26 protein-coding genes are annotated in these 26,704 nt (G+C 62.1%); 16 read left to right on the plus strand and 10 right to left on the minus strand.

What is annotated here, in order from left to right; all coding sequences use genetic code 11:
- Positions 1-2 precede the first annotated feature (2 nt).
- The 3 genes from fetB to V6607_RS20855 all read right to left on the minus strand — a co-directional run bounded on the left by fetB (position 3) and on the right by V6607_RS20855 (position 2,166).
- Positions 3-797 (minus strand): iron export ABC transporter permease subunit FetB, encoded by a 795-nt coding sequence (gene fetB, locus V6607_RS20845; protein WP_134326962.1) that lies wholly within the window; start codon positions 795-797, stop codon positions 3-5.
- A complete protein-coding gene (locus V6607_RS20850) occupies positions 794-1,471 on the minus strand; it encodes an ATP-binding cassette domain-containing protein (protein WP_003208280.1) in 678 nt (225 codons plus the stop codon). Before V6607_RS20850 ends, fetB begins: the two co-directional genes overlap by 4 nt.
- Before the next feature lie 230 nt (positions 1,472-1,701).
- A complete protein-coding gene (locus V6607_RS20855; protein ID WP_134326963.1) occupies positions 1,702-2,166 on the minus strand; it encodes a metallophosphoesterase family protein in 465 nt (154 codons plus the stop codon).
- 193 nt (positions 2,167-2,359) lie between these two features.
- Between V6607_RS20855 and V6607_RS20860 the strand changes: the two genes are divergently transcribed.
- The 12 genes from V6607_RS20860 to pnuC all read left to right on the plus strand — a co-directional run bounded on the left by V6607_RS20860 (position 2,360) and on the right by pnuC (position 15,272).
- Positions 2,360-3,565 carry a DUF1835 domain-containing protein gene (locus V6607_RS20860; RefSeq protein WP_087692545.1) on the plus strand — a complete coding sequence of 402 codons (1,206 nt, stop codon included), beginning with the start codon at positions 2,360-2,362 and terminating at the stop codon, positions 3,563-3,565.
- Between the two features lie 59 nt (positions 3,566-3,624).
- On the plus strand, positions 3,625-4,551 hold the full coding sequence (locus tag V6607_RS20865) for a LysR family transcriptional regulator (RefSeq protein WP_003208286.1): 927 nt from the start codon (positions 3,625-3,627) through the stop codon (positions 4,549-4,551).
- A 111-nt stretch (positions 4,552-4,662) separates the two neighbouring features.
- Positions 4,663-5,946: an NAD(P)/FAD-dependent oxidoreductase gene (locus V6607_RS20870; protein WP_102369480.1), complete on the plus strand. Its 1,284-nt coding sequence runs from the start codon at positions 4,663-4,665 to the stop codon at positions 5,944-5,946.
- A 13-nt stretch (positions 5,947-5,959) separates the two neighbouring features.
- Positions 5,960-6,673 (plus strand): SDR family oxidoreductase, encoded by a 714-nt coding sequence (locus V6607_RS20875; protein ID WP_003208289.1) that lies wholly within the window; start codon positions 5,960-5,962, stop codon positions 6,671-6,673.
- Between the two features lie 91 nt (positions 6,674-6,764).
- Positions 6,765-8,114, plus strand: coding sequence for an MFS transporter (locus V6607_RS20880; protein WP_008433139.1), 1,350 nt, complete (start codon positions 6,765-6,767; stop codon positions 8,112-8,114).
- A gap of 8 nt (positions 8,115-8,122) precedes the next feature.
- Entirely contained in the window at positions 8,123-8,515 is a 393-nt protein-coding gene (locus tag V6607_RS20885; protein ID WP_003208292.1) for a Rid family hydrolase, read from the plus strand.
- Between the two features lie 147 nt (positions 8,516-8,662).
- Positions 8,663-9,583, plus strand: coding sequence for an ABC transporter substrate-binding protein (locus V6607_RS20890; RefSeq protein ID WP_102369481.1), 921 nt, complete (start codon positions 8,663-8,665; stop codon positions 9,581-9,583).
- The gene (locus tag V6607_RS20895; protein WP_134326964.1) at positions 9,580-10,698 is read left to right on the plus strand and encodes a phosphotransferase; all 1,119 of its coding nucleotides are present in this window, start codon (positions 9,580-9,582) and stop codon (positions 10,696-10,698) included. The genes V6607_RS20890 and V6607_RS20895 overlap by 4 nt, the downstream gene beginning before the upstream one ends.
- Positions 10,695-11,567 (plus strand): rhodanese-like domain-containing protein, encoded by an 873-nt coding sequence (locus V6607_RS20900; RefSeq protein ID WP_134326965.1) that lies wholly within the window; start codon positions 10,695-10,697, stop codon positions 11,565-11,567. Before V6607_RS20895 ends, V6607_RS20900 begins: the two co-directional genes overlap by 4 nt.
- A gap of 126 nt (positions 11,568-11,693) precedes the next feature.
- Positions 11,694-13,841, plus strand: coding sequence for a TonB-dependent siderophore receptor (locus tag V6607_RS20905; RefSeq protein ID WP_134326966.1), 2,148 nt, complete (start codon positions 11,694-11,696; stop codon positions 13,839-13,841).
- Positions 13,842-13,853: 12 nt separating this feature from the next.
- Positions 13,854-14,690, plus strand: coding sequence for an HAD family acid phosphatase (locus V6607_RS20910; protein ID WP_102369485.1), 837 nt, complete (start codon positions 13,854-13,856; stop codon positions 14,688-14,690).
- A gap of 15 nt (positions 14,691-14,705) precedes the next feature.
- Positions 14,706-15,272 (plus strand): nicotinamide riboside transporter PnuC, encoded by a 567-nt coding sequence (gene pnuC, locus V6607_RS20915; protein ID WP_003208301.1) that lies wholly within the window; start codon positions 14,706-14,708, stop codon positions 15,270-15,272.
- 27 nt (positions 15,273-15,299) lie between these two features.
- On the opposite strand, the gene V6607_RS20920 is transcribed toward pnuC, so the two are convergent.
- The gene (locus tag V6607_RS20920; protein ID WP_003208303.1) at positions 15,300-15,788 is read right to left on the minus strand and encodes a type VI secretion system tube protein Hcp; all 489 of its coding nucleotides are present in this window, start codon (positions 15,786-15,788) and stop codon (positions 15,300-15,302) included.
- Positions 15,789-15,976: 188 nt separating this feature from the next.
- Here V6607_RS20920 and V6607_RS20925 point away from each other — a divergent pair, with 188 nt between their 5' ends.
- From V6607_RS20925 to V6607_RS20940, 4 genes are all read left to right on the plus strand, one after another.
- Entirely contained in the window at positions 15,977-16,891 is a 915-nt protein-coding gene (locus V6607_RS20925) for a hypothetical protein (RefSeq protein WP_003208304.1), read from the plus strand.
- On the plus strand, positions 16,888-17,448 hold the full coding sequence (locus V6607_RS20930) for a hypothetical protein (protein ID WP_134326967.1): 561 nt from the start codon (positions 16,888-16,890) through the stop codon (positions 17,446-17,448). The genes V6607_RS20925 and V6607_RS20930 overlap by 4 nt, the downstream gene beginning before the upstream one ends.
- Positions 17,449-17,507: 59 nt before the next feature.
- Positions 17,508-18,239: a UTRA domain-containing protein gene (locus tag V6607_RS20935; RefSeq protein ID WP_134326968.1), complete on the plus strand. Its 732-nt coding sequence runs from the start codon at positions 17,508-17,510 to the stop codon at positions 18,237-18,239.
- A 106-nt stretch (positions 18,240-18,345) separates the two neighbouring features.
- The gene (locus V6607_RS20940; protein ID WP_134326969.1) at positions 18,346-21,816 is read left to right on the plus strand and encodes a hypothetical protein; all 3,471 of its coding nucleotides are present in this window, start codon (positions 18,346-18,348) and stop codon (positions 21,814-21,816) included.
- Positions 21,817-21,962: 146 nt separating this feature from the next.
- Here the strand turns inward: V6607_RS20940 and V6607_RS20945 are convergent, their stop codons facing one another.
- The 6 genes from V6607_RS20945 to V6607_RS20970 are packed head-to-tail and all read right to left on the minus strand — an operon-like array spanning position 21,963 to position 26,209.
- The gene (locus V6607_RS20945) at positions 21,963-23,009 is read right to left on the minus strand and encodes an EscU/YscU/HrcU family type III secretion system export apparatus switch protein (protein WP_003208311.1); all 1,047 of its coding nucleotides are present in this window, start codon (positions 23,007-23,009) and stop codon (positions 21,963-21,965) included.
- Between the two features lie 3 nt (positions 23,010-23,012).
- On the minus strand, positions 23,013-23,825 hold the full coding sequence (sctT, locus tag V6607_RS20950; protein WP_003208312.1) for a type III secretion system export apparatus subunit SctT: 813 nt from the start codon (positions 23,823-23,825) through the stop codon (positions 23,013-23,015).
- 6 nt (positions 23,826-23,831) lie between these two features.
- Positions 23,832-24,101: a type III secretion system export apparatus subunit SctS gene (gene sctS / locus V6607_RS20955; protein WP_003208314.1), complete on the minus strand. Its 270-nt coding sequence runs from the start codon at positions 24,099-24,101 to the stop codon at positions 23,832-23,834.
- 10 nt (positions 24,102-24,111) lie between these two features.
- On the minus strand, positions 24,112-24,765 hold the full coding sequence (sctR, locus tag V6607_RS20960; RefSeq protein ID WP_003208316.1) for a type III secretion system export apparatus subunit SctR: 654 nt from the start codon (positions 24,763-24,765) through the stop codon (positions 24,112-24,114).
- On the minus strand, positions 24,762-25,763 hold the full coding sequence (gene sctQ / locus V6607_RS20965; protein WP_134326970.1) for a type III secretion system cytoplasmic ring protein SctQ: 1,002 nt from the start codon (positions 25,761-25,763) through the stop codon (positions 24,762-24,764). The genes sctR and sctQ overlap by 4 nt, the downstream gene beginning before the upstream one ends.
- Positions 25,760-26,209, minus strand: a complete 450-nt coding sequence (locus V6607_RS20970; RefSeq protein WP_102606212.1) for a hypothetical protein — start codon at positions 26,207-26,209, stop codon at positions 25,760-25,762. The genes sctQ and V6607_RS20970 overlap by 4 nt, the downstream gene beginning before the upstream one ends.
- Positions 26,210-26,704 lie beyond the last annotated feature (495 nt).

Consider the following 26,704-nt stretch of genomic DNA (forward strand, 5'->3'; position numbering starts at 1 on the left):
CGCTACACCCGCTCTTCGAGCCTGAACCGCAGGAAACGATGGCTGGCTGAAAACAGTCGACGGTAGGTCAGCAACACCGCACCTACCGTGCCCAACGCCGACGACGCAGCGATCAAAAACATGATCACAATCTGATAACGCACCGCGTCCACCGGACTTTCCCCGGCCAGCACCTGGCCAGTCATCATCCCCGGCAAGCTCACAATCCCCACCACCGTCATCTGGTTCAGCGTCGGAATCATCCCGGCCCGCACAGCCTGGCGAATCGCATCCTGCGCCGCCTCCCAGCGTGAACCACCGAGGGCCAGAATCATCTCGATGGTATTGCGACCGGAGGTCAGCTCCTGAGTCATACGCTCAATCCCCAGGGACACCCCGGTAAGCGTATTACCCAGAATCATCCCAAGGATCGGAATCGCATACTGCGGCTCGTACCACGGGTGAATCCGGATAATCGCGAACAGGCCAACAGCCGTCACCAACCAGGAACTGCCCCACACCGACACAATACTGTCGGCCCGCTGCCCCGCATAGGTCCGCTTCCCACGCCCGGCAGCCGAGAGCCCGGCGATCAGAGTCATCAGGCACATCAGCGGCAGCACCACATACCAGTAGGCAAATTCAAAGACCCAGCCCAGCAGGTAACCGATCGCCAACAACTGCACCACCGTGCGCACAGCCGCCCAGAACAGCTGACGCTCCAGCCCCAGCCGCAACAACAGCGACAGCGCACCGTTGATCAGGATCAGCGAGGCGGCGATGGCCATGTCCATTGCCGTGAGGTCGTGATAATTCATGGCTGCACGGCCCCCGTCAGCACGCCGGCGTCCATATGCAAATGGGTGGTGCTCATGCGTTGCGCCTGCTCAAGGTCGTGGGACACCCAGATATAGGCGTGAGCGCTATCCGCTTCGGCCCAGGCACTGATCAACGCCTCGACCTCCCCGGACGATGCCGGGTCGAGAGCGGCGGTAGGTTCGTCCAGCAACAGCACATCGGGATTGAGTTGCAGGGTACGGATCAGTGACACCACCTGGGACTCACCACCGGATAAATCCCCGGCATTTTTTGCCAGAAAGCCCGACTCCTTGCCCGCGTGGGCCAGCAGCGCCTTGACCGCCTGCGGGTCGAAACTCAGGTGATGCAAGGCCTTGAGGCTGTAGGGGAAACGCAAGTTGTCTTCCACCGTGCCTTCGATCAGCGCCGGGCGTTGGGAGAGGTAGCTGATGCGACTGCGATACTGCGGGACTTGCGCGTTGGCGATGGGCTGCCCGTTCCAGAGGATATCCCCTGAGGTCGGCGCGTCGAGCAAGGCGAGTGCCCGAAGGAATACACTTTTGCCGGAGCCGGATGAACCGGTGATGGATAGGCGGTCGGCGCGGTGCAGCTGGAAGTTCGTGGGCTGCAGCAGTTGCAGCTGGCGGCGCTCGTCCATCCGCGTGAGCGCCCGGGTTTCGACTAATACGCTCATGGCGTTGATGATCCTTGTTCCTGATTCAGACGCAATGGTAAGACAGGGCACGTCCCCCGTGGCGAGGGAGCTTGCTCCCGCTGGGCTGCGAAGCGGCCCCAATAAAGCCACTGCGATACACCTGAAAAAACACCGTTAATTTCTTGGGGGTGCTGCGCAGCCCAGCGGGAGCAAGCTCCCTCACCACAGCAGCTCCCTCGCCACAGCAAGCTCCCTCGCCTCAGCGTTCTTCAGCGCTTGGGCTCCAGCGACACCAGGCGCGGCTTGATGGATTTCTCGCGCACCTCAAGCAACGCCAGGGTCACCGGCAACTTGAAACGTCGCCGCCCTGCACTGCCAGGGTTGAGAAACAGCCGCTCGCCGTGCCACTCGATCAATGGTTTGTGAGAGTGGCCAGTGATCACCAGCCGGATGCCCGGATCAAGCTCCTTCGGCACATCGGCAACGTCATGCACCAGCAACGCCCGCCAGCCGTTCAGGTCAAAATCCAGCCGGTCAGCCAAATGCTCTGCCCACGCGGCATCGAGGTCGTTATTGCCGCGCACCACATGCAATGGCGCAATCGAGGCCAGCAACTCAAGGATCTCCGGGCTACCGATGTCCCCGGCGTGAACAATCTGCTCGCACCCTTCCAGGGCCGCCAGGGCCTCGGCACGGAGCAAGCCGTGGGTATCGGAAATCACACCAACTTTCATGAACGTCTCCTGTGCAAAACCCCGGCGCGATCCACCGGGCGGCTTGCAATCAATCATTGCACTGCCTATATTTCCCGCCTGGCGCCATCTACGCCACCATCCGCGGAAAGGGCTGCGCCCAAGACCTTGACTGAATATCACATTTCTACGACTCCCAACCTTAAAGCGGACAAGGTTTGTACAAGGAGATCGTATGTCGCAATCATTCTCGTCCACTAACGGCCGTATCAACCTTGAGCAGCAGCGCAAGCGCGCCAAGGAACTTTTGCAGCGCCTGAAAAGCGCCGATGCCGCCGCAACCCCGACCTTATCCGATGCCCAATGGTCGATCGCCAAGGAACTCGGTTTTCCCAGCTGGCCCAAGCTCAAGGCCCACGTCGATGCGGTGGATTTTGCCGCCCGCCATCCAGGTTTCGACGCCAGCGATGAAGCCCGCACCACCCACTGGCGCTGCGGCAACGATATCGCCCACAGCCTGGGCGTGGCGGGGTTCAAGGGCCGCTTCCGGATGCTGATTGACCCATTGTGCATGGGCCCGGTGCAGGACTTGCCTGCCGAGCAATACCAGGCCGTTCGCAGCCGCTATATCAGCCAGGTGTTTGCCATGGATGAGGCCGAAGTGGCGCGCCGGCATGCGGACGAATATCACCATCTTGAACAACTGGGCAGCGCCGGCCACAGCGTGTTGTGGTGTGAGGCGGATGCGTACGATCAGTTGTTCCTGATTCGCGCGCTGGCTGGGCTTGAGCATCTGCCTGAAAAACTGGAGTTGATCGAAGTCGATCGTATCCCCGGCGTGCAGCGTTTTATCGGCATCGGCCAACTGGCGCCTGAAGTATTGGCGTGGCTGTGGCCGCAGCGCCGACAGGTCGACGAGGACATGCTGCAACTGGCGCGACAGGCCTGGCTGGCGTATTGCGCCAGCTCGCCGATCAAGCTGGCGGAACTGGCCCGGAGTAGCTCCACCTCCCTGCCCTTCCTGGCCCCGGCATTGCGCCGACAGTTGCAGGAGTTACCAGGTGTGCAGGACGGTTTGTCCCTGACCGAGCGCCTGTCCCTGCAATACGTGGATGAAGCCGGGCCGGTGCCGTTTGGCCGGGTGTTCGCCGAGCTGATGGGCAAGCGTGAACCGCTGCCGTACCTGGGAGACATGATGTTTCATGCGCTGATGCGGCCGTTGATCGATGGCGAGAATCCGCTGTTGATCGAGTCCGGGGCCCAATTGCAATGGCCGCAGCGGGTGTTGGCGCTGACTGCGCTGGGTCGCCAGGTTCTGAACGGCGCAGCCTACTGGCCGGATCATGCAACGGAAGAACGCTGGGTAGGTGGCGTCTGCCTGCGACCGCGCCACCCGCACTGGACAATTGACGAACATGGCATGCCCGTGTGGCGTGATTGATTCTTCGCGACAGCTTTGATCTGTGTCATGTTGAGCCAAACAGGTAACGGTTCAGCGCGATGACCTTACAACAGCTCAACTACTTTCTCGCCGCCATCGAGCACGGTACGTTCTCCAAGGCGGCGGAAAGCCTGCATATTTCCCAACCCTCATTGTCCGAGCAGATCCTGCGGCTGGAGGAGCACCTGGGTACCCACGTGTTCATCCGCACCAATCGCCGACTGATGCTCACCGAAGCCGGACGCCGCCTGCAGCCATTTGCACAAGGCATGGTGACGTCAGCACGCCAGGGCTATGAAGCGGTGCAGGCTGTGCGTGAACTGTCCGGTGGCGTGGCCAGTTTTGGCACCTTCGGCACCGCCCACCACTATTTCCTCACGGACCTGATCGAGCAGTTCCGCACCCAGCACCCGGATATGCGGATCAAGATCGTCGGCTACAACTCCTCGGAAATCGCCGAGCTGGTGAGCCAGGGCGAAATTGAAGCGGGGCTGGTGATGCTGCCGATCAAGCAGCAGAACCTGACCGTCAGCGAGCCGGTCTGGTCGGCCCAGGTCGGCTATATCAGTGCCGACCCGGAGCGACTCAAGGGCCCGAAAACCATCAGCGACCTGGCGGTGGCACCGTTGATTCTCACCGAGGCGCGCTGGCGCACCGCCGACCCGATTCGCCGGTTGTTGGGGCAATTGGCGTCCAAGGGCGGCGAGGTGCTGGACCCGATCATCGAAGTGGAGCACCAGATCACCGGCTTCGAGCTGGCTGCGCGCGGACTCGGCGATGTGATTGCCACGCGCCCGATCCTGCATCAGCTGGGCTTCAATGATCGCTTGGGCTGGGTGCCGATCAGCCCGGCGATCTTCGAGGTATTCGGCTTTATCCATCGCCACGACACGCCTATTTCGCCGCCCACCCGGGTGCTGATCAACCTGATGCGCAGCCACTTGAGCCGCATCCAGAACCTGTATGCGCACCTGGAGACGCTCTAGCCATAGGGATCACCTATAGGAAACACATGACTTAGCCCATTCATCCACCTCTTGCCGAGCGGGATACTCCAGCCAGCGACGCCACAACAGGCGCTTGAATGGGGAGCCAGCATGTCCAATCACTACTGCATCATTGGTGCCGGGGCCGCAGGGCTGGCGGCGCTGAAGACCATGACCGACGCCGGTTTCGAGGTGGACTGCTTCGAAAAGTCCGCGAACATCGGCGGTCACTGGAACAGCGACTACGATGCCTTGCACCTGATCACCCCCAAGAGCAGTTCCTTCTTTGACGGGTTCCCGATGCCCGCTGACTATCCGGTGTACCCGAGCCGCGATCAGGTCAAGGCGTACATGAACGCCTACACCGACACCTTCGGCCTGCGCGAAAAGATCACCTTCAACACCGAAGTGCGCAGCCTGAAGCCCCTGGACGAGAACGGCGAAGCGGGCTGGCAGGTGACCCTGGCAGACGGCACCCACAAACACTACAGCGGCGTGCTGGTGGCCAACGGTCACCTGTGGGATTGCAAGATCCCGCAAGTAAGCAAGGGGTTCACCGGCGTGTCGATTCACTCCGGCGAATACCGCAACGTGCAGCAGGTGCAAGGCAAGGTGCTGGTGGTGGGGTTTGGCAACTCCGGATGCGACCTCGCAGTGGATGCCGCCCAGGCTCGCCTGGACACCACCATTGCGATCCGACGCGGCCAGCTGTTCCAGCCCAAGACCCTGTTCGGCCTGCCCCGGGGCGAGCTGCCGCTGCTGGGGCAATTGCCGCCAGAACAGCAGAACATGCTCATGAACATGCTGATCATGGCCAGCGTCGGCACCCACAAGAATTACCCCGGGCTACCGGCACCGGATACCTATGACCTGGATGCGCAACCGCCGGTGGTCAACACCTTGCTGCTGTACTGGATCCAGCACGGCCGAATCAAGGTCGCACCGGGTATCGAGAGCATCCAGGGCAAGACTGTCACGTTCACCGATGGCAGCCAGGTCGATTACGACACCATCGTCTGGGCTACCGGTTTCAACACGCGCCTGCCGTTCCTCGATGAACGCCTGCTGCAATGGCGCGACGGTGTTCCGCTGCGTACCGCCGCGATGACCTTGCCGACCAACCTGGAAGGCCTGTTCTACATCGGCCTGGGCGCCCCACGTGGCCCGCAATGGCCGGTGTATTGCGAGCAGACCCGGCTAGTGATGCGCTTTCTCACCCTGCGCGAGCGTGGCATGCAAGGCCTGGCGGCGAAGTTTGCCCAGTTGCAGCCGGCCGACTCACGCATCGATATCGTCAAGCGCGAATGGCTGAGCAACTACCAGGACACCCAGCGCCAACTGGATGTGCTGGAACTGGCTCTGCAACCCGGCACCCCTCTTCCTCAATACGCCTGATCGGATAGCCCTTATGAACACTGCACCGCACTCCAGCGTTATCGTCACCGGGACGTCCTCGGGCATGGGCCAGGCCGTCGCACAGCGCTTTCAGGCCGAAGGCTGGCACGTCGTCGCTGTGGACGTAACACCCAGCACACAGCCGGCGAGCCCCTTGTTTTCGCCAGTGGTCGGCGACATCACCCAGGAGGCCACACTGGCCCGTACCCTCGATGCCGCCCTGGACGGCAAGGCACCGCTGCGAGCCGTAGTGAATGCGGCGGGGATCTTTCCCACGTCATCCCTGGATAGCTTCAGCGAAGCGCTGTACCGCAAGATATTCGACATCAACGTGCTGGGCTCACTGAACATCGCACGTATCGGCACCCGTCACCTGAAAGCCGCCGGCGGAGGCGCTATCGTGTTCTTCGCCTCGGTGGATGCGTTCACCGTGTCGAAAAACCAGTTGCTCTACAGCGCCTCCAAGGCTGCTGTGGTGTCGATGACCCGCTCCCTGGCCATCGAACTGGCCGGCGACAATATTGTGGTCAACGCACTGGCCCCGGGCTGGGTGGACACCGAAGGCACCCGTGCCGGCGGGCGCATCGAGGCCGCCATCGAATCGATCCCCTTGAAACGCGCCGCGCGGGTCGAAGAAATCGCCGACTGGGTCTGGCAACTGAGCGCCAAACCCTCCTACATAACAGGCGAATCATTGTGCATCGCCGGGGGCGTGTATATGCGATGACCCCAGCCTCCGCAGGCCCCGCGCATCAGACGTGGGCCTGCCACTCCCTATTGACTGCTGCCTCACTACAATTATTCCAGAGGGCAATATCATGGGCGAAGTTCACGCTTCCTCGATTCATCAAGGGTTTCCCGCCGACCGTGCATCGGCTGAACCCTCACGCAAACGGCTGACCAAAGCGGTCGTCGGCGTGACACTGGGCAATATGGTCGAATGGTTCGACTTTGCGCTCTACTCCTCTCTCGCCGGCATCATCGGCAAGACGTTCTTCCACAACGACAACCCGACCACCCAGTTGATGGCGATCTACGCCACCTTCGCGGCGGGCTTCCTGATTCGGCCACTGGGCAGCCTGGTGTTCGGTCCCATCGGCGACAAGTTTGGCCGGCGCACGGCGCTGTCGCTGAGCATCACGCTGATGGCCGTCGCAACCTTCGCCATTGCCTTGATCCCGAGTTACGCGAGCATCGGCCTGTTTGCGCCCGTCCTGTTGATTCTCATGCGTCTGCTCCAGGGCCTGTCGGCGGGTGGCGAGTACGGCGGCTCCTGCACGTTCATCGCCGAGCATTCGCCGGACGAGCGACGCAGCTTTTTCACCAGTTGGCTGGAATTCGGCAATATCTCCGGGTTCCTGCTGGGCGGTGCAGTGGTCAGCCTGTTTACCCTGGGCCTGGGCGAACAAGCCATGCAGGACTGGGGCTGGCGCGTGCCCTTTGCGATTGGCGGCCTGCTCGGCCTGATCGCCCTCTACTTGCGCCTTGGCCTGGAAGAAACACCAGTGTTCAAGGAAATCCAGGCCAACGAAAAACTGCGAAAGGCGACGGGCGCCGAACCCAGCCTGTTCAGCTTACTGGTCAACGAATGGCCGAAAATCCTGCAATGCATGGGCCTGGTCACCGTGTTCAACGTGACCTACTACATCATCCTCGGGTACATCCCGGGTTATCTGGAAAACGTACTCGGGTACAGCAATACGTTCGCCAGGAACCTGGGGATGGCCGCGACGCTGTTCATGCTGGTGTTGATCCCGGTTTCAGGCTTGCTGGCCGACCGACTGGGCCGGAACCGGATGATCATTACCGGCTGCGTGCTGCTGATCGTCATGGCGTTCCCCTGCTTCATGCTGCTGCATACCCAGAGTGTCGGGTTGCTGCTGGCCGCCCTGCTGATCCTGACCCTCGCCCAGTTGTTTTTTGAAGGAGCGATGCCGGCCACCATGACTTCGCTGTTCAAGGCCCGCGTGCGCTACAGCGCCCTCGCCTTGAGCTACAACGTCGCGGTCTCGCTGTTCGGAGGCACGGCCCCGCTGATCAATACCTGGCTGATATCGATCACCGGCAACCAGATGATTCCCGCCTGGTACCTGATCGGCGGTGCCGTGGTCGGCCTGATTTCGATCCTGTTCGTCAAGGACTCCACCGGTAAACCCCTCCCAACATGAGAACCACCATGACCAGTAAAACCACAGCGCGGCAAACTATTTCCTCGGGCGGTCAGTACGAAAACGTGTTCGGTTATTCCCGCGCCGTTCGCGTTGGCAACCACCTGCACATCTCCGGCACCTGCGCCTCACCCGATTACGAACACAGCAATGCTTACGAACAGGCCCAGGCCATTCTCGTCACCGTCAACAAGGTGTTGGCCGAGGCGGGCATGGGCCCTGAAGACGTAGTGCGCACCGTGGTCTACCTGCGGGATATCAACGATGCCGCCTCCGTCGCCAAGGCACACAGCGAGGTGTTCGACGCCATTCGCCCGGCCAGCAGCCTGATTCAGGTGGATTCGATGCTGCGCCCCTGGCAGAAAGTCGAAATCGAAACGTACGCCATCGTTGCCGATTGACCCAGGCGATGAGTAAAAAACCGCGGCTTGGGCCGCGGTTTTTTTTGGTCCCGGTTATATCCATAGCAATAAACGATATTGGTATATACCAGATTGCTCCCTTATAAATCGCCCCCATCAAAAGACTGCAGGCTGGAGAAGCAAGCGATGGTGTCGGTAAAGGTAATGCTGGAGTACTTTCATCCCTGGCCGAATTCGGCGGGTTTGTACCTGGCGCGGGAACGCGGCTGGTACGCCGAGCTGGGCCTGGATGTGGAGTTGGTGGTGCACGACCCCTACCGTGGCGACACCCTTGAGCACCTGCTGACCGGCGCGGCGGACTTCGGCATTTTCCCCAGCAACCGCCTGCTGGTCCGGCGCGGCCAGGGGCAAGCCCTGCAAGGCATCGCGGCGATCAATCATGCGGGCCTTGAGTCGATTCAAACCCTGACCGACTCCGGCATCCGCCGCCCACGAGACCTGGTGGGCAAGCGCCTGGCGCTCAACCCCACGCCACGGGGTTTGGCGATGGTGCGTCACCTGGTGAGCAACGACGGTGGCGACCCTGATGGCGTGATCCTGGTGGACAGCGGCGTACGTGAGTTGCGGCCCGAACAGTTGGCCGAAGGCATCGCCGATGCCAGTTTCGGCGGCTACTGGGCCTGGGAAGCGTTGATGCACAGCCCCATCGAAGCGGAACGCCGGGTGGTGTTGCCGGTGGATCAGATTGGCGCACCGGCGTATCACAGCTACCTGTTGGGCGCCCACGAACAAACCCTCGCCGAGCAGCCCGGGTTGGTGCGTGATTTCCTCGCGGCCACCGCCCGTGGCTATCTCGCCGTGGCCGAAGAGCCAGCCATCGCGCTGGCGGCCTATGAGCACACCACACCGTATTTCCCGGCGGAATTGCTCAGCGCATCCCTGCACAAAATCGCTCCGACCTGGCTGCATGACGGTCGTTGGGGCGAGCAACGCCAGGCGCTGCTGAAACCTTATGCCGAGTGGCTGCACGAGCACGCGGTGCTCGACAATCCGCAGGTGTGGCAAGGGGCAACCAGCAACGCCTATCTGCCCGGGGCGACGGCATGAATCCACAACGCACCGCCCATGGCCTGGGGCTTGATCCGGTAGCTGCCGACTGGCCAGCGCTGCACGAAGCAGATATCCAACAGTTGCTGCACGAGTACCCGCAACTGGGTCAACTGCGCAGTTTGCATTGGCACAGCCCGCGACCGTTCTCCGCTGCCGGGCTGATCAATACCGGCAGCGCCACCCTGTTCGTCAAACGGCATCACCGACACGTGCGCCAAGCCGCATGGCTGGAAGAAGAACACCGCCTGATCGCCCACCTGCATCGCCACGGCGCACCGGTTGCCGCAGTGGTGCCGAACCGCCACGGTGCAACGGCCACGACGCAAGGTGAATGGACCTACGAGATTCACCATGTCGCCGAGGGCCTTGACCTGTACCGCGATGCGCTGTCGTGGTCGCCCTTCCAAAGCACTCAACATGCGCAGGCGGCGGGTGTGGCGCTGGCTCGATTGCACATCGCAGCCGAGCACTACAGCGCACCCCGCCGTCAAACAGAAGTGCTGCTGGCCAATGCCCGGGTGATCGAACAACCCGCGCCACTGGCCGCGATCGCCAATACCCCGGCGCTGACCGAGTACCTTGCCGACAAGGATTGGCACACACGGCTGACCGAGCTGCTGTTGCCCTGGCACGCGCCCCTGCAACCCTTGCTGCACCAACAACCGGCGCTCTGGACCCATAACGACTGGCACGCCTCGAACCTGCTGTGGCATGCAGACGGCAACGTCGCCAGCGTGCTGGACTTCGGCCTCGCCGACCGCACCTTCGCCCTCTACGACCTGGCGACCGCCATCGAACGCAACGCCGTGCCCTGGCTGGACCTGGACAGCGGTGGCCTGGCAGCAGCGGACCTCGACAGCGTCGACGCATTGCTCACCGGCTATCACCGGGGCCGGCCATTGAGCGCCCAGGACCTGCTCACCCTGAGCGCCCTGCTGCCGTTGGTGCATGTGGATTTTGCCCTGTCCGAAATCGCGTACTACCAAGGCGTAGTGGGTTCCACCCACAGTGCCGACGTGGCCTATCACGCCTACCTGCTGGGCCATCTGCAGTGGTTTGCCGGTGCCCAGGGGCAACGATTGCTCAACCACCTGCGGCGAAAATCCGTATGAGTATCCTGGTCGATACCGATTGGCTGCATGCCCACCTCGGGGAGCCCGGGCTGGTGATACTGGACGCCACCGTCGTCCTGCCGTCCCCGCGTTTTGACGGTGATTACCGGGTCGCCAGCGGTCATGCCGGTTGGCTGCACGCACATATCCCCGGCGCACGGCATGCCGACTTGCTGACCGATCTGGCCGACGTTCAAGCGAGCTACAGCTTCGCCCTGCCAACACCACAAGCCCTGATTCAGGCACTGGCGAATCTGGGTGCAGGCGCCGACAGCAACGTGGTGATCTACGATCGCGCCGACGGTTTCTGGGCCGCACGCCTGTGGTGGATGCTGCGCGGGCTGGGCATTCACGCCGGCGTGCTGGACGGTGGTTTCAACGCCTGGCAACGGGCGGGGTTACCGCAGCACAGCGGGCAGCCTGCAAACACACCCGTCGTCGAGCCCTGGCCGATCAGCACCTACGCACCACTGTGGATCGACCGCGCAGGCGTTGAGGCGGTGGCCGCAGGCCAAGCACCCGGCGTACTCGTCTGCGCGTTGGGCAGCGCCTTGTTCGACGGCACCGCAGCCACCCGCTACGCCCGGCGCGGGCACATTCCCGGCAGCCACAACCTGCCGGCACGCACGCTGTTTGATGCACACGGTCGCTACCTGCCCAAGGACGCCCTGGCCGTGGCTATCGGACCCACGCTGCTGCACGGCGACGGTCCATTGATTCTGTACTGCGGCGGCGGAATTTCCGCGGCGGCCAACGCCCTGGCCCTGACCCTGCTGGGTCGCCAGGACCTCGCACTCTACGACGGCTCGCTGCAGGAATGGGCCGCCGACGCACGCTTACCAATGACTACCGGAGCAGCTCCGGCCTGACGCCTTTTGCGGCGACCCCGGCTTTTTAATTTCGTACTGGCAACCCGTCCGTTGCGCAGCGCTGGGCCCCTTTGCGCCCAATAAAGCGCGAGGCGCCAGCGGGCAGGCCCTTGGAGCGCTCCTTTTATGGCAACACCGTACCGTCACACCCTGCTCGCCCTGAGCATCACCCTCGCCGCCACGGCCGCCCACGCCCAGGACGCGACCCTGGACACCATTACCGTAGTCGGTGAACAGGCCACCGACTACCAGGCGAAAAAGGCCGCTGTCGCCGGCTTCGATAACGCCCCGCTGCTGGACACCCCGGCCTCGGTGGCGGTGATCACCGAGGCTCGCCTGAAAGACCAGCAAGCCCGCCTGCTCAGTGAAGTATTGAAGAACGACGCCTCGGTCGGCGACAGCTATGCGCCGGTGGGTTACTACGAGAATTTCGTGGTGCGCGGTTTCTCGTTGAACCCGGCCAGCAGCTACAAGATCAACGGTCGCACCATCACCGGCGAACAGAACGTCGCACTGGAAAACAAGCAGCAAGTGGAAGTGCTCAAGGGCTTGTCCGGGCTGCAAAGCGGCGTGTCCGAACCCGGCGGATTGATCAACTACGTAAGCAAGCGCCCGGAGAACGTGCGCTCGGTGACTGTCTACACCAACGAACACGGCGAGCGCTACCTGGCCACCGACGTCGGCGGCTGGCTCGGTGCCGAGCAGCAGGTGGGGGTGCGGGTCAACCTGGCCCACGAAGACATCCGTTCCTACGTCGACCACGCCGACGGCCAGCGGGATTTTGCCTCGCTGGCCCTCGACTGGAACATCAGCCCCAACGCCCTGCTGCAACTGAACGCCGAATACCAGAACCGCGAGCAACGCTCGGTGCCCGGATACCAATTGCTCGGCGGCACCACCGTGCCCCACAACGTGTCGCCACGGGATCTGCTGGGCTACCAGAGCTGGTCGAACCCGGTGGGCATCAAGTCGCTGAACCTCGACGGCCTGTTCGAATACCGCTTCAACGAGGCCTGGAAAGCCAGCTTCAGCGCCTCCCGCAGCCGCGTGGTGATCGACGACTACAGCACCTTCGCCTGGGGTTGCTACGGCGCCGCCAGTTGCGCCAACACCGCAGTGCCCAACCACTTCAGCGCCGAGGGTGACTACGACATCTCGGACTACCGCAGCCCCGACGACACCCGCAGCAACGAAGAAGCCCAGGCCGCCCTCAACGGCCAGTTCGACACCGGTTTTCTCAAGCATGACCTGACCTTCGGCACCACTGCCTTCCGCCGCCTGGTGGACCGGCGTGAATCAGTCAACGAATACATCGGCGAGGGCAATATCTACGAAAAGCCGCCGGTGCTTGACCCCTACGAGGGGCCGCTGGGCCATACCTACCGGCGCCTGGACAGCCGCCAATACGGGCTGTTCGCCAGCGACCGCATCAGCTTCAACGAGCAGTGGCAAACCATTCTCGGCGGGCGCCAGGTGCGCCTCGACGAAGAAACCTACGACCAGGCCGGCGACACCACCCGCCATACCCAGCGCAGCGTATTCCTGCCCCAGGTGGCGCTGATCTACAAGCCGCGCCCGGACACCACCCTGTACGCCAGCTACAGCAAGGGCCTGTCCCTGGGCGGCACCGCGGCATGGTTCAGCAGCAACGCCGATGAGGTATTGCCGCCGACCACCTCGCGCCAGCTGGAAGTGGGGATCAAGCGTGACTTCCAGCGCCTGAGCCTGACCGCCGCGCTGTTCCAGATCACCCAGGACCTGCAATACAACCGGCCCAACGATGACGGCACCCTCACCTTTGTGCAGCAAGGCAAGCAGAAGAACGTGGGTCTGGAACTCTCTGCCAACGGCCGAGTGACCGATAACCTGCAAGTGTCGGCCAGCGTGGCGGCGATTCGCGCCCGGGTGAGCGGCAGCGGCACCGACGACTACGACGGCCACCAGGCGATCAACGTACCCAAGCTGCGCGCCAGCCTGCACGGCGACTACAGCATTCCCGGGATCAAGGGCCTGGCCCTGCTCGGCGGCGTGCAATACAGCGGCAGCAAGTACGCGAACCGCGAGGCCAGCGTGAAGGTCGACGACTATGCGGTGTTCGATGTCGGCGGACGCTACAGCACCAAAGTCGGTGATTACGATACTGTGCTGCGCCTGACCGTCGACAACCTGTTCGACAAACGCTACTGGCGCGATGTGGGTGAATCGGCGGGCGATGGCTACCTGTTCCTGGGCGCGCCACGCACCGCGCGGTTATCCGCCACCGTCAATTTTTGAGGCTGACTGTTCATGCGTAATCTGATTTTTGCCAGTGTGTGCCTGCTCTCCACCGCCCTCGTCGGCTGCCAGCAGCAACCGCCCGCCAACGACCAGCTGGATGCGGTGCTGTGGACCCAGACCTCCATCGAGCACGAGCTGATCTACCGCCAGGTGTTCGCCAACGCCACTCGCCAACTGGACGTGGCCCTCAAGACCCCGGACTGGGACGCCCTGCCCTTGCCACCGCGCAATCTGGCCGGGCTGCCGCCAGCGGTGATCATCGACATCGACGAGACCGTGCTCGACAACATCCCGCTGAATGCCCGGGACGTCGTCAACAACCAGGTCTACTCCTACGACCGCTGGAACACCTGGGTCGACCAGGCCAAGGCCCAGGCGCTGCCGGGCGCCGTGACGTTCCTGCAGGCCGCCAAACACAAAGGCATCACGGTGTACTACATCACCAACCGCGAGCAAAGCCAGGTCCAGGCCACCGTCAACAACCTGCGCCTGCGGGGCTTTCCGGTGGACAGCGAGCAGCAGGTACTGGCTGCCGGCACGCCCATTGGCGGCTGCGAACACGCCGGCTACGGCAAGAACTGCCGACGCCAATGGGTCGCCCAACACGCCCGCGTGCTGATCCTGGCGGGTGATTCCCTGGGGGATTTCGTGCAGGCCGAACACAACACCCTGGACGCCCAGCGCAAGGCCGCCGAACCCTACCTGGGCTGGCTCGGCCAGCGCTGGTTCGTGCTGCCCAACCCGACTTACGGCAACTGGTACAGCGCGCCGTATGGCGACCAGGAAAAACTGCCCTTTGAACGCAAGCGCCAGCTCAAGCAACAGGCGCTGCACCTGCAAAACTGACCCTGAGGGGACCGTATGACGCCGCTGGAAATAGTCGCTGTGATCTTCAATATCGCCGGGGTGTGGCTCACCGCCCGACGGGTGCGCTGGTGCTGGCCGGTCAGCGTGGTCGCGGTGTTGCTGTACGGCTGGATCTTCTTCGACGTGAAGCTGTATTCCGACATGCTCCTGCAACTGGTCTTCGCTGTGTTGCAGGGCTACGGCTGGTGGCGCTGGAGCACCGGGCGCATCGACGCGGGCAAGGTGCGGGTGGAACGGCTGCCGGTCCAGGAAGCATGGCGGCACCTGCTCGCCGGGGTGATCGGCGCGCTGCTGCTGGGCGCCGCCATGCACCACTTCACCGATGCCGCACTGCCGTGGCTGGACTCGCTGCTCACCGCTTTCAGCCTGGTGGCCAGCCTGTGGGCGGCGCGCAAGTATGTGGTGAGCTGGTGGCTGTGGATCGTGCTGGATACGGTCTACGTGGGCCTGTTTGTGTACAAGGACCTGCAACTGACCGCTGCGCTGTATGCCGGGTTTGTGGTGCTGGCGGCGTATGGGTTGGTGTCGTGGCAGCGTGACCTGCGCCAACAGGAGCAGTGAGTGAGCGGGCCAAGCCCGCTTCACCCTTTAAATCTTGACGTTCTGCCGGATGTTCCAGCCAAATTTTACCGGGCCACCTTCCTTGCCACCGTCGGTTTTTTGCGCCTGGTAGCTGACTTCCACACTGGCAAAATTCAGGGCAATGCTTTCCTGAAGTAGTTCACTGTCATCTTCAGTACGGATGTCGTAGCCGCACACCAGCACCTCCTTCAGGGTGATGATCAAATACTCCACCGCGCTTGGACCACCAGCCTTGCGCACCACCAGACGCGCCTCCGGATAATGCTTGCCACTGGCACACGCCATCATCAGATTGGGGCTGGATTTATCCAGCGCTTTCTTGAGATTGAGGTTGGCAACGCTGACCTTGCCCGCCCCACCGCCGGTGCCGGCATGCATGGAACCCTCCTGAGATAAACCCCATGCCCAGTTGGCGATATCGATCTCGTCGCGATGGGTCTGGTCCCGCGACTCACCCTTGATATCTCCCAGTTTCAAAAACATATCAGTGGCCATGCTTACTCCCTGTCTTGGTTTTCGCCGTTAGTGGCGAGGGGGCGCACTCTTCCTTATGCGGTGTGGTATTCACAAGACGCCCAAGAGGGATCAGGAAGCGCCTGTCCTGAAAAGACGAACGCTCCTACATTCATTTGCGTCACGCCCTCTCTACTCTCTCGGCTCTCGCAAACTCCAGGAGTTAAGGAATGGCTGCCTCCCTGCTGAAAGACGGATTCCCTTCAGCCCATCTCACCACCCGCCAACGGATTGAAAGCAGCCTCGACCTGCACCGGTTGTTCTTCGCCATCGACAGCGATCCGGCACTGATCGGCGCCGGTGTGGTGTACATCGATGAGCAGTTCAACGTGGTGACGCTGCGCGAATTCCAGCCGATTTGCAGCGTAGTGCCCAAGAAGGTGGTATTGCGCGAAGCGCCCAGGTACGTGGGGCCTTCAGAGTTCAAGCGGATGCTGGCCCATGAACCTCGGGAGTCAAAACGGATGGCCGAGGCGCTGAATACGGCAGTGACGTGCACCGGAGCGATACTGAGCTGGGTGGTGATTTCAAGTGGGATTGCGCTGATGCCGTTTACGGCCGGGACCAGTGCGGTGATTACGTTTATTGGCAAAGCCGCTACCGCAGCCAGCAGTGTCCAATGTCTTATCGGGTTAGGTCGGACGAGTGCTGAAGCATTCGCTCCACAGGCTCTTGATCGCCTGGACAGCAACACGTGGTTTGAAGCGGTAACCGTTGCTCTGGATGGGGTTGCTATGCTGGGAGTCGCTACGTCGACATTGACCACAGTAAAGGCCATCCAGGTCACCACGAAAGTAACCGGAAAACCCATTCAACAGGTACTGAAAGGCCTTACCCGACAAGAGCGGGTCAAGCTGAATGATGAGTTACTCAAAATCCGGGACCCGCGGCTGACGTCAAAACTGCTCAAGTTGAAACAGGCTTCCGGTGCTGCCACCAAACGCATCAGTGCTACGCAAATGCAGCAAGCGACCACCAACCACATCAGAGACGCCTTGGCTGCAACGCTGGGTTTCACCAGCAGCGCGGTATCGGGAAACGTCAAGACGCTGGCAATCGGAATCTATGAAGAGGTCAGCCAGTGAACATACGCAAAAAGACAAAAGATCTGAGCAATGTGAACGGCGACGTTAAAGACTGGAAAACAATGAGCGGAAAAGACCTCTACTATTCATTTTTTTTCATTGAGGATCCGCGACCACTGCTGAAGCGCTATATGCCGACCATTGCGAGCTGGATGCTTGCAGGATGTTTTTCCATCGCAATGATGGGGATCCTGGTTTTAGTGACCTACCTTGACAGTGCCCTCGAAGATCGCACGTTACGTAATTGGTTTTTTGGCGGATTGGCTGTGAGCATATTGTTTTCCCTGGCGCAGATTCAGGTTGTGTACGGGCGGCCTCATTGGGTCTGGATAAACGTAGGGATCTATTTCGTCTGTCTGCTGATATCTCTCCCTGCCATCACCTACCGCCCCAACACCTACCTCTACTCCATGGCCCTTCTTGGCCCTCTGGTGGGCTTGCTTATCCTCAACAGCAACCGCTGCCGGGAAATGCGCCAGAAAATGCTTGAGATCCGGCACAAACGTGAAGCGATCATTGCGACGCTCAAAGAACAGGGAAAATGGAAGTGGTGGTGACCTGCGCCAACAGGAACGGTAGAGTCACGCCCACGCCAGGCCTGCACACGGAACCCAGGATGCCTTTCGACCCGATTTCACCGCACTACCAGCGCATTCGCGAACAGATCGCCCACGATATCGCGGCGGGTGTGCCGCAGGCGGATGAGAAATTCCCGTCCGAACGGGAGATGATCGAGCGCTTCGGCTGCACCCGGGTCACCTTGCGCCAGGCCTTGCAGCAGCTGGAAGCCGAAGGCCTGGTGTACCGGGAAAACCGTCGCGGCTGGTTTGTCAGCCCCCGGCGCATCCGCTATGACCCAACACGCATCAGCGGCTTCATGGATTACGTAAGTGCCCAAGGCCGTACGCCGCGCACCGAATGCCTGCACGCGCAGTTGCGCCCGGCAGGCGATTGGCTGGCCAGGCGGATGGGCCTCGCGTCGGCGGATGAGCCGATGTTTTTCCTGCAACGGCGGCGCTGGATCGACCGACGGCCGGTGTTGCTGGAGTTCAACGCGCTGCTGGCCAGCTGGTGCCCTGGGCTGCTGGAGGCTGACCTGAATACCTCGCTGACCCAACTGCTGCGGGAGCGGTTTTCCCGGGTGCTGTCGCGGTGTGAGCTGGAGATGCACATTGGCACGGTGAATGAAGAACAGGCCGAGTTGCTGCAATTGTCCACCGGTTCCACCAGCGTGTATCTGGAACGCTTGAACTTCGGCGAGGATGACCAGCCGGTGGAGTTTGACCAGGAATTCTGGCGTCCGGATGCATTGTCCGTCGTGATGGAGACGCGCTACCCCGGGACGTGAATTTCACACCTGTGAAAGCTTGTGACTTGTTGCCAACGAACCCGTTTTCACTCGCTTGCAGCCCCTACTATCGAGTCCTCGTGCGCCCCTCACATGGACTGAACCGATGATCACCCGCCCCGAAAAATCCGCGTCGCCCCGCGTCGATCAACCCAACGCTCCCGAGCGGGTTTTCGACGCCGTCCTGAACAAAGCCAAAATCCTTGCCAGCACCGGGCCGGGCGACAAAACCGTCAAGCCCGAGGACTACAAGGAAGTCACCGCCCTCCCGGCCAAACTCGACATCGACAAGCTCAAGGTCATTTCCGAAGACAAGGACGCCGGGGTGATCTACTTCGAACAGGACGGCGCCAAATACAAGATCAGCGCCGAGGGTGCGGCCAACGCCCAGGACGGCTTCGACGTATTGAAGAACCTGCGCTTCGGCCATGCCGTAGCCCCGGTCAACCAGGGCGGGCCCGACGAAGGTACCCCGCTGTACACCTTCCTCCAGACCCTGGCCGAAACCCAGGGCACCCCGGCCGGCAAGGCCATCGTCGAAAGCCTGAAGAACCCCGACCAGCAACTGCTGCGCGAAGACGGCGACGGCGTGCGCCTGGCCAACATCAAATCCGTGGGCAAGGCTGAAGACGGCATCCTCAAGGTCAGCCTTGAAAACGGCAAGACTCTGGTCATTTCCGAATTGCTCACGCCCCAGGCGTTCAGCACCTACACCCAGGCCGGGGTGACCAAGGAAGCCCTCAATGACGGCAAATCCAAAGGTTATGAAGAAGTCACCAGCCTGCCGGGCGACCTCGATTTCAGCCAGTTGAAAGTGGTGTCCGAAGACAGCAGCGCCGGAGTGATCCTGTTCGAACACCAGGGCCACAAGTACGCGATCAGCAAGTCCGAAGCCGACCTGCCGCAGCCCGGCGCCGACCTCAGCAACCCCAACCCCAACGCGGGCGGCACCTTCTACAACTTCCTCCACGCCGTGCACGCCAGCGAAGGCTCGCAGGCCTTCGACTACATCAAGAACGCCCAGTCCCTGCCCGGCCAGGAACTGCTGCGCAAGGACGAGGCCAGCCTGAAGCTGGGCGACATCAGCAAGGTCGATGCGCCCATGGACGGCATCCTGGTGGTCAACCAGGCCGACGGTAAACTGCTGGTGGTGTCCAAGGACATCACCCCCGAAGCCTTCGCCGCCTACACCAGCAAGGGCCAAACCCTGGCCGGCATCGAAAAGGCCAAGGGCGACGGCTACACCCTCGCCGCCCCGGACGCTTACCTGGCCTCCACCGAAGACATCATGAGCGTCGGCGGCGCCGGTGATTATGGCCCGGGCCTGATCGCCTTCACCCAGCACAAGCCGGGGGGCAGCGAAGAGAAAATCGTGGTGTCGGAAGACAGCAATCCACAGATGTTCGAGCAGATTTCCAGCTACCGCAGCGACATCGCCGCGCAAACCACCGACGTCGACAAGCTGCGCACCGACAACGGCCTGCCGCCCCTCAAGGACGTCTCCGTCGACAACCTGACCACCACCGAGAAAGATGACAGCGGCAACCCGCTGTCGGTGCAGGACCTGTCGATGAAAACCCTGGTGGACAGCTACCGCGCCGGGGTCAAGGACGGCAGCATCGGCAAGGACGACCCGCGCGCCAAGTTCCTGCGGGCGGTGGAAGCCAGGAGCATGGCCGACAATGGCATGTCGATCATTCCCGAGCACGGCTTCGGCAACCAGGGCATCGCCACCACGCCCATCGACGTGACCTCGCGGGACGTACGCGACAACATCTTCGACACCAAGGCCATCGACCAGACCATCAACGACCTGCTCGGCGACTCGACCATCCAGCACGACATCAAGGCCAACCACGACGCAGCCCTGGGCAAGGTCGACGGCGGCCAGGCGAAGGTCGATGAGACCAGGCAGCGCCTGATCGACAGCACCTCCTCGGAGAACTTCACCCAGTACATCAAGTCCCTGCAGGACAGCGGCAAGACCGAACTGGCCACCCAGGAAATCCAGACCGCCTACACCGCCCTGGCCGATATCGACCCGGCCAAGGCCGACAACTTCCTGCAAAACCTGCAGATCGACGGCTACACCGATGCCGTTGAAAAGCTGATGGACGATCCCACCAAGATCTCAGACGACAACACCGCCCTGGCCACCACCGACAACACCATGGCAATCCTGTCGATGCTCAAGGGCAGTGCCGACGGCCTGCCGCGCCAGGCGCTGGGTGTGTATTCGAAGTTCGTCGACCAACTGCTCAAGGACAAAAACGCCGCCGCCGATTTCGGCAAGGCGATGATTTCCCTCGGCGACACCTGGCAGAAAAACGGCGTGATCAGCTTCAGCGACATCGACAAGGCCGTGAGCAAGGAGATCATGCCGGGCCTCAGCGAAGAGAACCGCAGTTCGTTCGTGAAGAACCTCAACTTCCTCAAGGACAACGGCGTACTCGGCTCTGTGGGCGGCGCGATCGGCATGGGCCGTATCGTCTACCAACTCGCCGGGCAAGGCGGCAAGCTGGCGGATACGCCGATGAAACGCCTGGGCATCGCTAACGACTTCCTTGGTTTCCTCGGCACCGGCTCGCACTTCGCCACGCTGGGCCTGAAGGTCTACGACAAATTGCGCGGCACCAACGCCTACAAGCTGATGGGCTTCGACCGTTCCCTGCCCGACCTGTGGGCCAAGCCTGGCGAGGGGTACCACGCGCTGCCCAAGGACGCCGAGGCGGTGCAGAAGAAGTATTTCGAGATCGTCGACCAGGCCATGGACGACGGCAAGGACGTGGGCAAGGCCCTCAACAGCGGCGGCTGGAGCGACGAAGGTGCGGCGAAGATCCAGGAAGGCATTGAAAAAGGCATTGCCAGCCGCGGCGGCGTGGCCGGGGCCGGTTTTGGCGCGAAGTTCGCCAGCAGCGCGATCAAGGTGATCGGCATGGCCACCGACGTGGCAGGCGGCGTGATCAGTGTGGTGCAGGCGGCGTTTACCTTGCGTGATGGTGTGCGCGAGAAAGACCCGGTGAAAATCGCCTCGGGCTCACTGTCGATGGCCGGTGGTGTCAGCAGCCTGGTGGGCGCGGCCGGCGGCGTGCTGGGCACCCTGGGGGTGACCGGGCGGATCATTCCGTTCCTGGGGCCGGTGGGTTTCTTGATCTCCGGCGCGTTGTCGTTTGTCGGGGCGATCTTGAGCACGGTGCAGTCCCACAAGCTGCACAAGATCTCGATGCAGAACTGGGACCAGATCCAGGATTTCAAGCAGGACGGGCTGCTCAAGCCCAACGGGGATGAAGCGTACGTGTGGTTGCAGACCTACCTCTCCGACTGGGGCCAGCGGGATGCGCCGCAGGACCAGAGCATTTTTGATTTCCGCAAGGAAGAGTGGGATGCGCGGTCGAGTATCCGCGGGGGCGACCATCGGCGGGACCACCCGGACTTTATCGGGGACGGGAATAACCGTAACTCAGAGGACTACAAGTACTCGCTGAAACCGTCGGAATGGACCAATGAGAACCACGACATTATCTGGCGGGTGGGGGATGGGTATGGGGGTGAGTACCATGATGTGGACAAGCCATAACTGAACTTCCTGACACCCGGCAGAACCCATGTGGGAGCGGGCTTGCTCGCGAAGGCGGTGGGTCAGTCAACATTTTCAGTGACTGACACACCGCCTTCGCGAGCAAGCCCGCTCCCACATTTTGATCGGTGTTCGGCTCAAGATCGTCAGATCAACCGCGCCGCCACCAACCAGTCCGCCACCGCCTGGAACGAAGCATCCGGCACCGGATCCCCCGGCACCGTCTTGCGCGCAATCGCTTCCGCCAAGCCCTTGTCCGGCGCTTGCGGTATCCCTAAATCAAACGCCTCCTGCAACATCCCCAACGCTTCCTCCGGCGAAGCGCGGCACACCACCACCGGCACCGGCGTTTCACCACGCACATAACGCACGCCTATCACCCAGCCATCGGTGGTGCCGATCATCATCGACGCCCGGCCCAACCCCAGCTTGGTGGCCAGCGCCTGCATCTCCTGGCGCTGGCGTCGCCGTTCGCTCTTGATCAACGGGTCGCCGTCAATGTCCTTGCGCTCGCGCTTGGTCTCGCTGCGGGTCATTTTCATGTCGCGGCCGAACAGCCAGCGTTGCATCAACACATCCACCCCGCCCACCAGGATGAAGGCCGCGAGTACGGTAAACACCAGCGGCTTGAGCACCAGGAAAAACGTCGACTCGATACACCCCGCGCCACACCGCGACGACTCCATCAACGCCTGCAACGCATGCCGCCCCACCACGTAGAACGCCACGGCCAACACATGCACCTTGATCAGGCCCTTGATGAATTCCACAAAGTTGCGCAGGGCAAACAGCTTCTTGAAGCCTTCCGCCGGGTTGATACGCTTGAACTCCGGCTTGATCGGCTCCACGGAAAACACAAAGCCACGCATGGTGATGATATTGGTCAGGATCACCACCCCGGTGGTCACCGCCATCACCGGCAGGGTAATGCCGATCACCAGTTGCTCGGCATGGTCCAGCACCCGTGGCCAAACCGTGGCGAAGGGTTCGATGTAGATCTGCGCAGTCAGGTCGATCAGCGCCGTGACCTGGGCCTGGGCCCGGGGCGCGAGGATGGAAATGCACAGGGTGCAGAACAGGATGACCATGCCCGAGACCAGGTCCTGGCTCTTGGCGACCTGGCCTTTCTTTCGCGCGTCCTTGAGTTTTTTATCCGTGGCCGGCTGGGACTTCTCTTCGCTGGTATCGCCCATGCGCTACTCCATGCCCGCCAGGGTTTTCAGCAGCTCCACCGTGCCGCGAAATTCCGCCAACTGGTCCAGCATCAACGGAATCAGGAAGCCGATGTAGATCACCATCAGGATCGAGAAAAACAGGTTTTTCACCGGCAACGACAGGTCGAAAATATGCAGGTTCGGCGCCATCCGCGACAGGTACGCCAGCATCAAATCAGTGACCAGCAGCGAGATGATCAGCGGCGACACCATCAGCACCCCGACCCGCATGATCTGGTCGAGAATCGACAGCACCGCCAGCAACGCCGAGCTGGCAAACACCGGGGTAAACGCGGTCACCGGCCACAGCTGGTAGCTGTGGTAATAACCGTCGACCATCAGGATAAAACCGCCGGACATGAAGAACAGCGTGATCAACATCACCGTCAGCAAGGTGGACATCACACTCGACTCCCCGGTGGACAACGGGTCCACCAGTTGCGCCATGGTCGAACCGCGCTGCAGGTCGATCAACTCCCCCGCCACTTCCGCCGCCCAGAACGGAATGCCGAACAACAGGCCGATCAAGATGCCGATCAGGAATTCCTTGATCAGCAACCCGGCGATAAACAGGCTGCCGTGGTTGGGCATCGAGGTCATGGCGTCGAACACCGGCATGAACATCGGGATCGAAATCGCCACGGCCACGCAGCCGCGAATCATCCCGGTGAGCCCGAGGCGGTTGAACGCCGGGGTGATCACCACCACGCCCATGGCCCGGCAGGCCGCCAGCGAGGCCGAGCTGATCACCGGGTAGGCGACTTCGAGAAACTGTGCGGTAAGGCTGGCATCCATGGGCGGTCAGCGCGTCCACAAGGGGAAGTTGTCCAGCACCTGGCTGCCGAGTTCCGCCACTTGCCCGGCGAGCACCGGGCCGAGGAACACGATAGTCAACAACACCGCCACCAGCTTCACCACCTGGGGCAGGGTCTGGTCCTGGATCTGGGTCAGCGCCTGGAACAGGCCCACGCTCAAACCCACGATGATCGCCACCCCCAGCGCAGGCGCGGAGAGCATCAGCACGGTCATCAGTGCCTGTTTCATCAATGACAGGAAAACGTCCTGGCCCATGGGTCTTGCCTCAGCCGTAACTCAGAATCAAACCGTGCATCAGGCGCGACCAGCCGCTCAATGACACGAACAGGAAGATTTTCAGTGGGATCGAGATCAGGTTCGGCGAGACCATCGACATGCCCATCGCCATCAGCACGTTGGACACCAGCAAATCCACCACCAGGAACGGGATGTACAGCAGGAACCCGATCTCGAAGGCCCGGGTCAGCTCCGAACTGACAAACGCCGGGATCAGCACCACCAGGTCGTCATCCCGCAGGTCGGCACGGGCTTCCGGCGACCAGATGGTCTCGGTGGCCTGCACAAAAAAGCCGCGCTCGGACTCGTTGGCAAACCGTGCCAGGTGCGCCTGTAGCGGCGGGCGCAAGGCGTCGCCGAGGTCCTTGAGTTGCTCGACGTGCTCGATATTCAGGTCGCGGCCCTCTACCTGGCGGTACATGTCGCCAATCAACGGCGTGGTGACGTACACCGAGAGAATCAGCGCGATGCCGTACAGCACCAGGTTCGGCGGCGTCTGCTGCACGCCCAGGGCGTTGCGGATCAGGAACAGCACCACCGAGATTTTCATGAAGCCGGTGAGGGTCACCACCGCCAACGGGATCAACCCGATGGTGGCAACCACCAGGATGATCTCGATCAGGTTCGGCTGATAACCGGTCATGGGGTGGCGAAACTCAGCAGGCGCACGCCCAGGCCGTCACCGATTTTCACCAGTTGGCCCTGGCCGACGCGACGGCCGTTGACCATCAGGTCGACGCCATCCACGGTCGGCGTATTCAGTTGCAGCAGGCTGCCCGCCCCCAGTTCCCGCAGTTGCGCCAGGGTCAGTTCCAGGCTGCCGACCTGGCACACCAGCTTGAGGGGCAAATCGTCCAGGGCCGCGGCGGCATCGACGTCAGTCATTGTGTTCTCCATGTCCAAAAGGGGCGTGTTCAGAGGTTCCTGCACCTGCAGCGACGAGCCGTCGCGCTGGCAGCGGGCTTGCAGGCGGCCCTCAAGGTCCAGCAGCCAGCCGCTGCCAGGTTCGAGCATCAGCACATCGCCGGGCTGCAGGCTGCGCAGCTCGCCGAGGCTCAACCATTGCCGCCCGGCCACTACCGACAGCGTGTGGCGCAACGCCGGCAACGGGTCGGCGTCGATCTGGCCGTGCTGGTCCAGCAACTGGCCCACCAGCACTGCAGCGCTTTCACTCAAGTCCAGTTGGGCGGCCATTGGCGGGTTGTTGCCGAAGGTCAATGTCAGTGCCAGATGCACTGCATAAGGCCGCAGGTCGTCACTGGTTTCGAGCAGTTGCACGGGGTGGCCGAGCAACGGTTCGAGGCGCTCGATCAGGTCCAGCACGGCCAGTTCCAGCAGCAGCGAACGCGGTAATGCCGGCAGCACTTGCGCGTCGAACTGCAACGACAGCGGCACCAGTACGTGTTCCAGGGCGACAGCCGAGAGTCGCAAGCGCACCGGTGACTGGCCGAGCAACAGCAACACATCCCGGGGTGTTTTCAGCGGCTGGGGATCGACGGCCCAGGCGACGCTCAGATCCTGCCCGGCGCAGCGGCCCTGCCACGCATGCCGCCGGCGGTGCAATTGGTTATGCAGCGTGAGCAGCGCCGGGTCGTAGTGCTCAAGCCAGGGCGCCAACGGGTCGGCAAGGGCCACGATCATGTGCCGAGTCCTTGTTCTTCACGCAGCTCGCCGGCCACCCGTTCGCTGCTTTCACGCCCGTCCAGCAGGCTTTGCCAGGCATCGGACTGGCGCTGGCGGCTCAGGCGCTCCTGGCGAAACAGCTCACGCTCGCGCTCCTGGGTTTGCAGGGTACTGGACACGTGGCTGACGTCGCCTTCAAGCACCTGCTCATCGTCGGCCAAGCCCCGCAGGCGATCCTGGGCGGCCTGCCAACTGGCCACCGACAGGCCTTCGGTCAGCGAGGCGTAAATCTCGCCGGCTTCATGGGCAACGGCCTCACGGTGCAGGCGCAGTTGTTCCTTGGCGTCGGTCAAGGCGCCGCGGGTTTGCGCGCAGCGTTGCTGTTGCGCCGCCAACTGGCTCGCCGCCCGCTGTTCGCGCAGCACCCGCAGGGTTTGCAGGGTGCGCAGTTGTTCAGTCTTCATCGGTTCTTTTCTCCATCGTCATACCAACAGCGCACTCACTGAGTGCATGAAGATCGAATGTGGGAGCTGTCGAGCTCCGGCGAGGCTGCGATAGCGGTGGGTCAGGCAACATCAATGTCGGCTGTGCTGACGCCATCGCAGCCTCGCTGAAGCTCGACAGCACCCACACTGGAGCTTGCTGCGTTTTCGGGCTCATGCCAGCACCTGGCGCATGCGGATCAAGGTGTGCATGAAGATCAAATGTGGGAGCTGTCGAGCCCCGGCGAGGCTGCGAAAGCGGTGGGTCAGGCAACATTGATGTTGGCTGTGCTGACGCCATCGCAGCCTCGCTGAAGCTCGACAGCTCCCACACTGGAGCTTGCTGCGTTTTCGGGCTCATGCCAGCACCTGGCGCATGCGGATCAAGGTGTGCATGAAGATCAAATGTGGGAGCTGTCGAGCCCCGGCGAGGCTGCGAAAGCGGTGGGTCAGGCAACATTGATGTTGGCTGTGCTG

The sequence above is a fragment of the Pseudomonas sp. KK18 genome (genome assembly GCF_037094675.1).
Taxonomy (GTDB): domain Bacteria; phylum Pseudomonadota; class Gammaproteobacteria; order Pseudomonadales; family Pseudomonadaceae; genus Aquipseudomonas.

Excerpts from the sequence above, each read along its gene's own strand:
- fetB (WP_134326962.1), bottom strand. The coding sequence starts at position 797 with ATGAATTATCACGACCTCACGGCAATGGACATGGCCATCGCCGCCTCG.
- V6607_RS20850 (WP_003208280.1), bottom strand. The coding sequence starts at position 1,471 with ATGAGCGTATTAGTCGAAACCCGGGCGCTCACGCGGATGGACGAGCGC.
- V6607_RS20855 (WP_134326963.1), bottom strand. The coding sequence starts at position 2,166 with ATGAAAGTTGGTGTGATTTCCGATACCCACGGCTTGCTCCGTGCCGAG.
- V6607_RS20860 (WP_087692545.1), top strand. The coding sequence starts at position 2,360 with ATGTCGCAATCATTCTCGTCCACTAACGGCCGTATCAACCTTGAGCAG.
- V6607_RS20865 (WP_003208286.1), top strand. The coding sequence starts at position 3,625 with ATGACCTTACAACAGCTCAACTACTTTCTCGCCGCCATCGAGCACGGT.
- V6607_RS20870 (WP_102369480.1), top strand. The coding sequence starts at position 4,663 with ATGTCCAATCACTACTGCATCATTGGTGCCGGGGCCGCAGGGCTGGCG.
- V6607_RS20875 (WP_003208289.1), top strand. The coding sequence starts at position 5,960 with ATGAACACTGCACCGCACTCCAGCGTTATCGTCACCGGGACGTCCTCG.
- V6607_RS20880 (WP_008433139.1), top strand. The coding sequence starts at position 6,765 with ATGGGCGAAGTTCACGCTTCCTCGATTCATCAAGGGTTTCCCGCCGAC.
- V6607_RS20885 (WP_003208292.1), top strand. The coding sequence starts at position 8,123 with ATGACCAGTAAAACCACAGCGCGGCAAACTATTTCCTCGGGCGGTCAG.
- V6607_RS20890 (WP_102369481.1), top strand. The coding sequence starts at position 8,663 with ATGGTGTCGGTAAAGGTAATGCTGGAGTACTTTCATCCCTGGCCGAAT.
- V6607_RS20895 (WP_134326964.1), top strand. The coding sequence starts at position 9,580 with ATGAATCCACAACGCACCGCCCATGGCCTGGGGCTTGATCCGGTAGCT.
- V6607_RS20900 (WP_134326965.1), top strand. The coding sequence starts at position 10,695 with ATGAGTATCCTGGTCGATACCGATTGGCTGCATGCCCACCTCGGGGAG.
- V6607_RS20905 (WP_134326966.1), top strand. The coding sequence starts at position 11,694 with ATGGCAACACCGTACCGTCACACCCTGCTCGCCCTGAGCATCACCCTC.
- V6607_RS20910 (WP_102369485.1), top strand. The coding sequence starts at position 13,854 with ATGCGTAATCTGATTTTTGCCAGTGTGTGCCTGCTCTCCACCGCCCTC.
- pnuC (WP_003208301.1), top strand. The coding sequence starts at position 14,706 with ATGACGCCGCTGGAAATAGTCGCTGTGATCTTCAATATCGCCGGGGTG.
- V6607_RS20920 (WP_003208303.1), bottom strand. The coding sequence starts at position 15,788 with ATGGCCACTGATATGTTTTTGAAACTGGGAGATATCAAGGGTGAGTCG.
- V6607_RS20925 (WP_003208304.1), top strand. The coding sequence starts at position 15,977 with ATGGCTGCCTCCCTGCTGAAAGACGGATTCCCTTCAGCCCATCTCACC.
- V6607_RS20935 (WP_134326968.1), top strand. The coding sequence starts at position 17,508 with ATGCCTTTCGACCCGATTTCACCGCACTACCAGCGCATTCGCGAACAG.
- V6607_RS20940 (WP_134326969.1), top strand. The coding sequence starts at position 18,346 with ATGATCACCCGCCCCGAAAAATCCGCGTCGCCCCGCGTCGATCAACCC.
- V6607_RS20945 (WP_003208311.1), bottom strand. The coding sequence starts at position 23,009 with ATGGGCGATACCAGCGAAGAGAAGTCCCAGCCGGCCACGGATAAAAAA.
- sctT (WP_003208312.1), bottom strand. The coding sequence starts at position 23,825 with ATGGATGCCAGCCTTACCGCACAGTTTCTCGAAGTCGCCTACCCGGTG.
- sctS (WP_003208314.1), bottom strand. The coding sequence starts at position 24,101 with ATGGGCCAGGACGTTTTCCTGTCATTGATGAAACAGGCACTGATGACC.
- sctR (WP_003208316.1), bottom strand. The coding sequence starts at position 24,765 with ATGACCGGTTATCAGCCGAACCTGATCGAGATCATCCTGGTGGTTGCC.
- sctQ (WP_134326970.1), bottom strand. The coding sequence starts at position 25,763 with ATGATCGTGGCCCTTGCCGACCCGTTGGCGCCCTGGCTTGAGCACTAC.
- V6607_RS20970 (WP_102606212.1), bottom strand. The coding sequence starts at position 26,209 with ATGAAGACTGAACAACTGCGCACCCTGCAAACCCTGCGGGTGCTGCGC.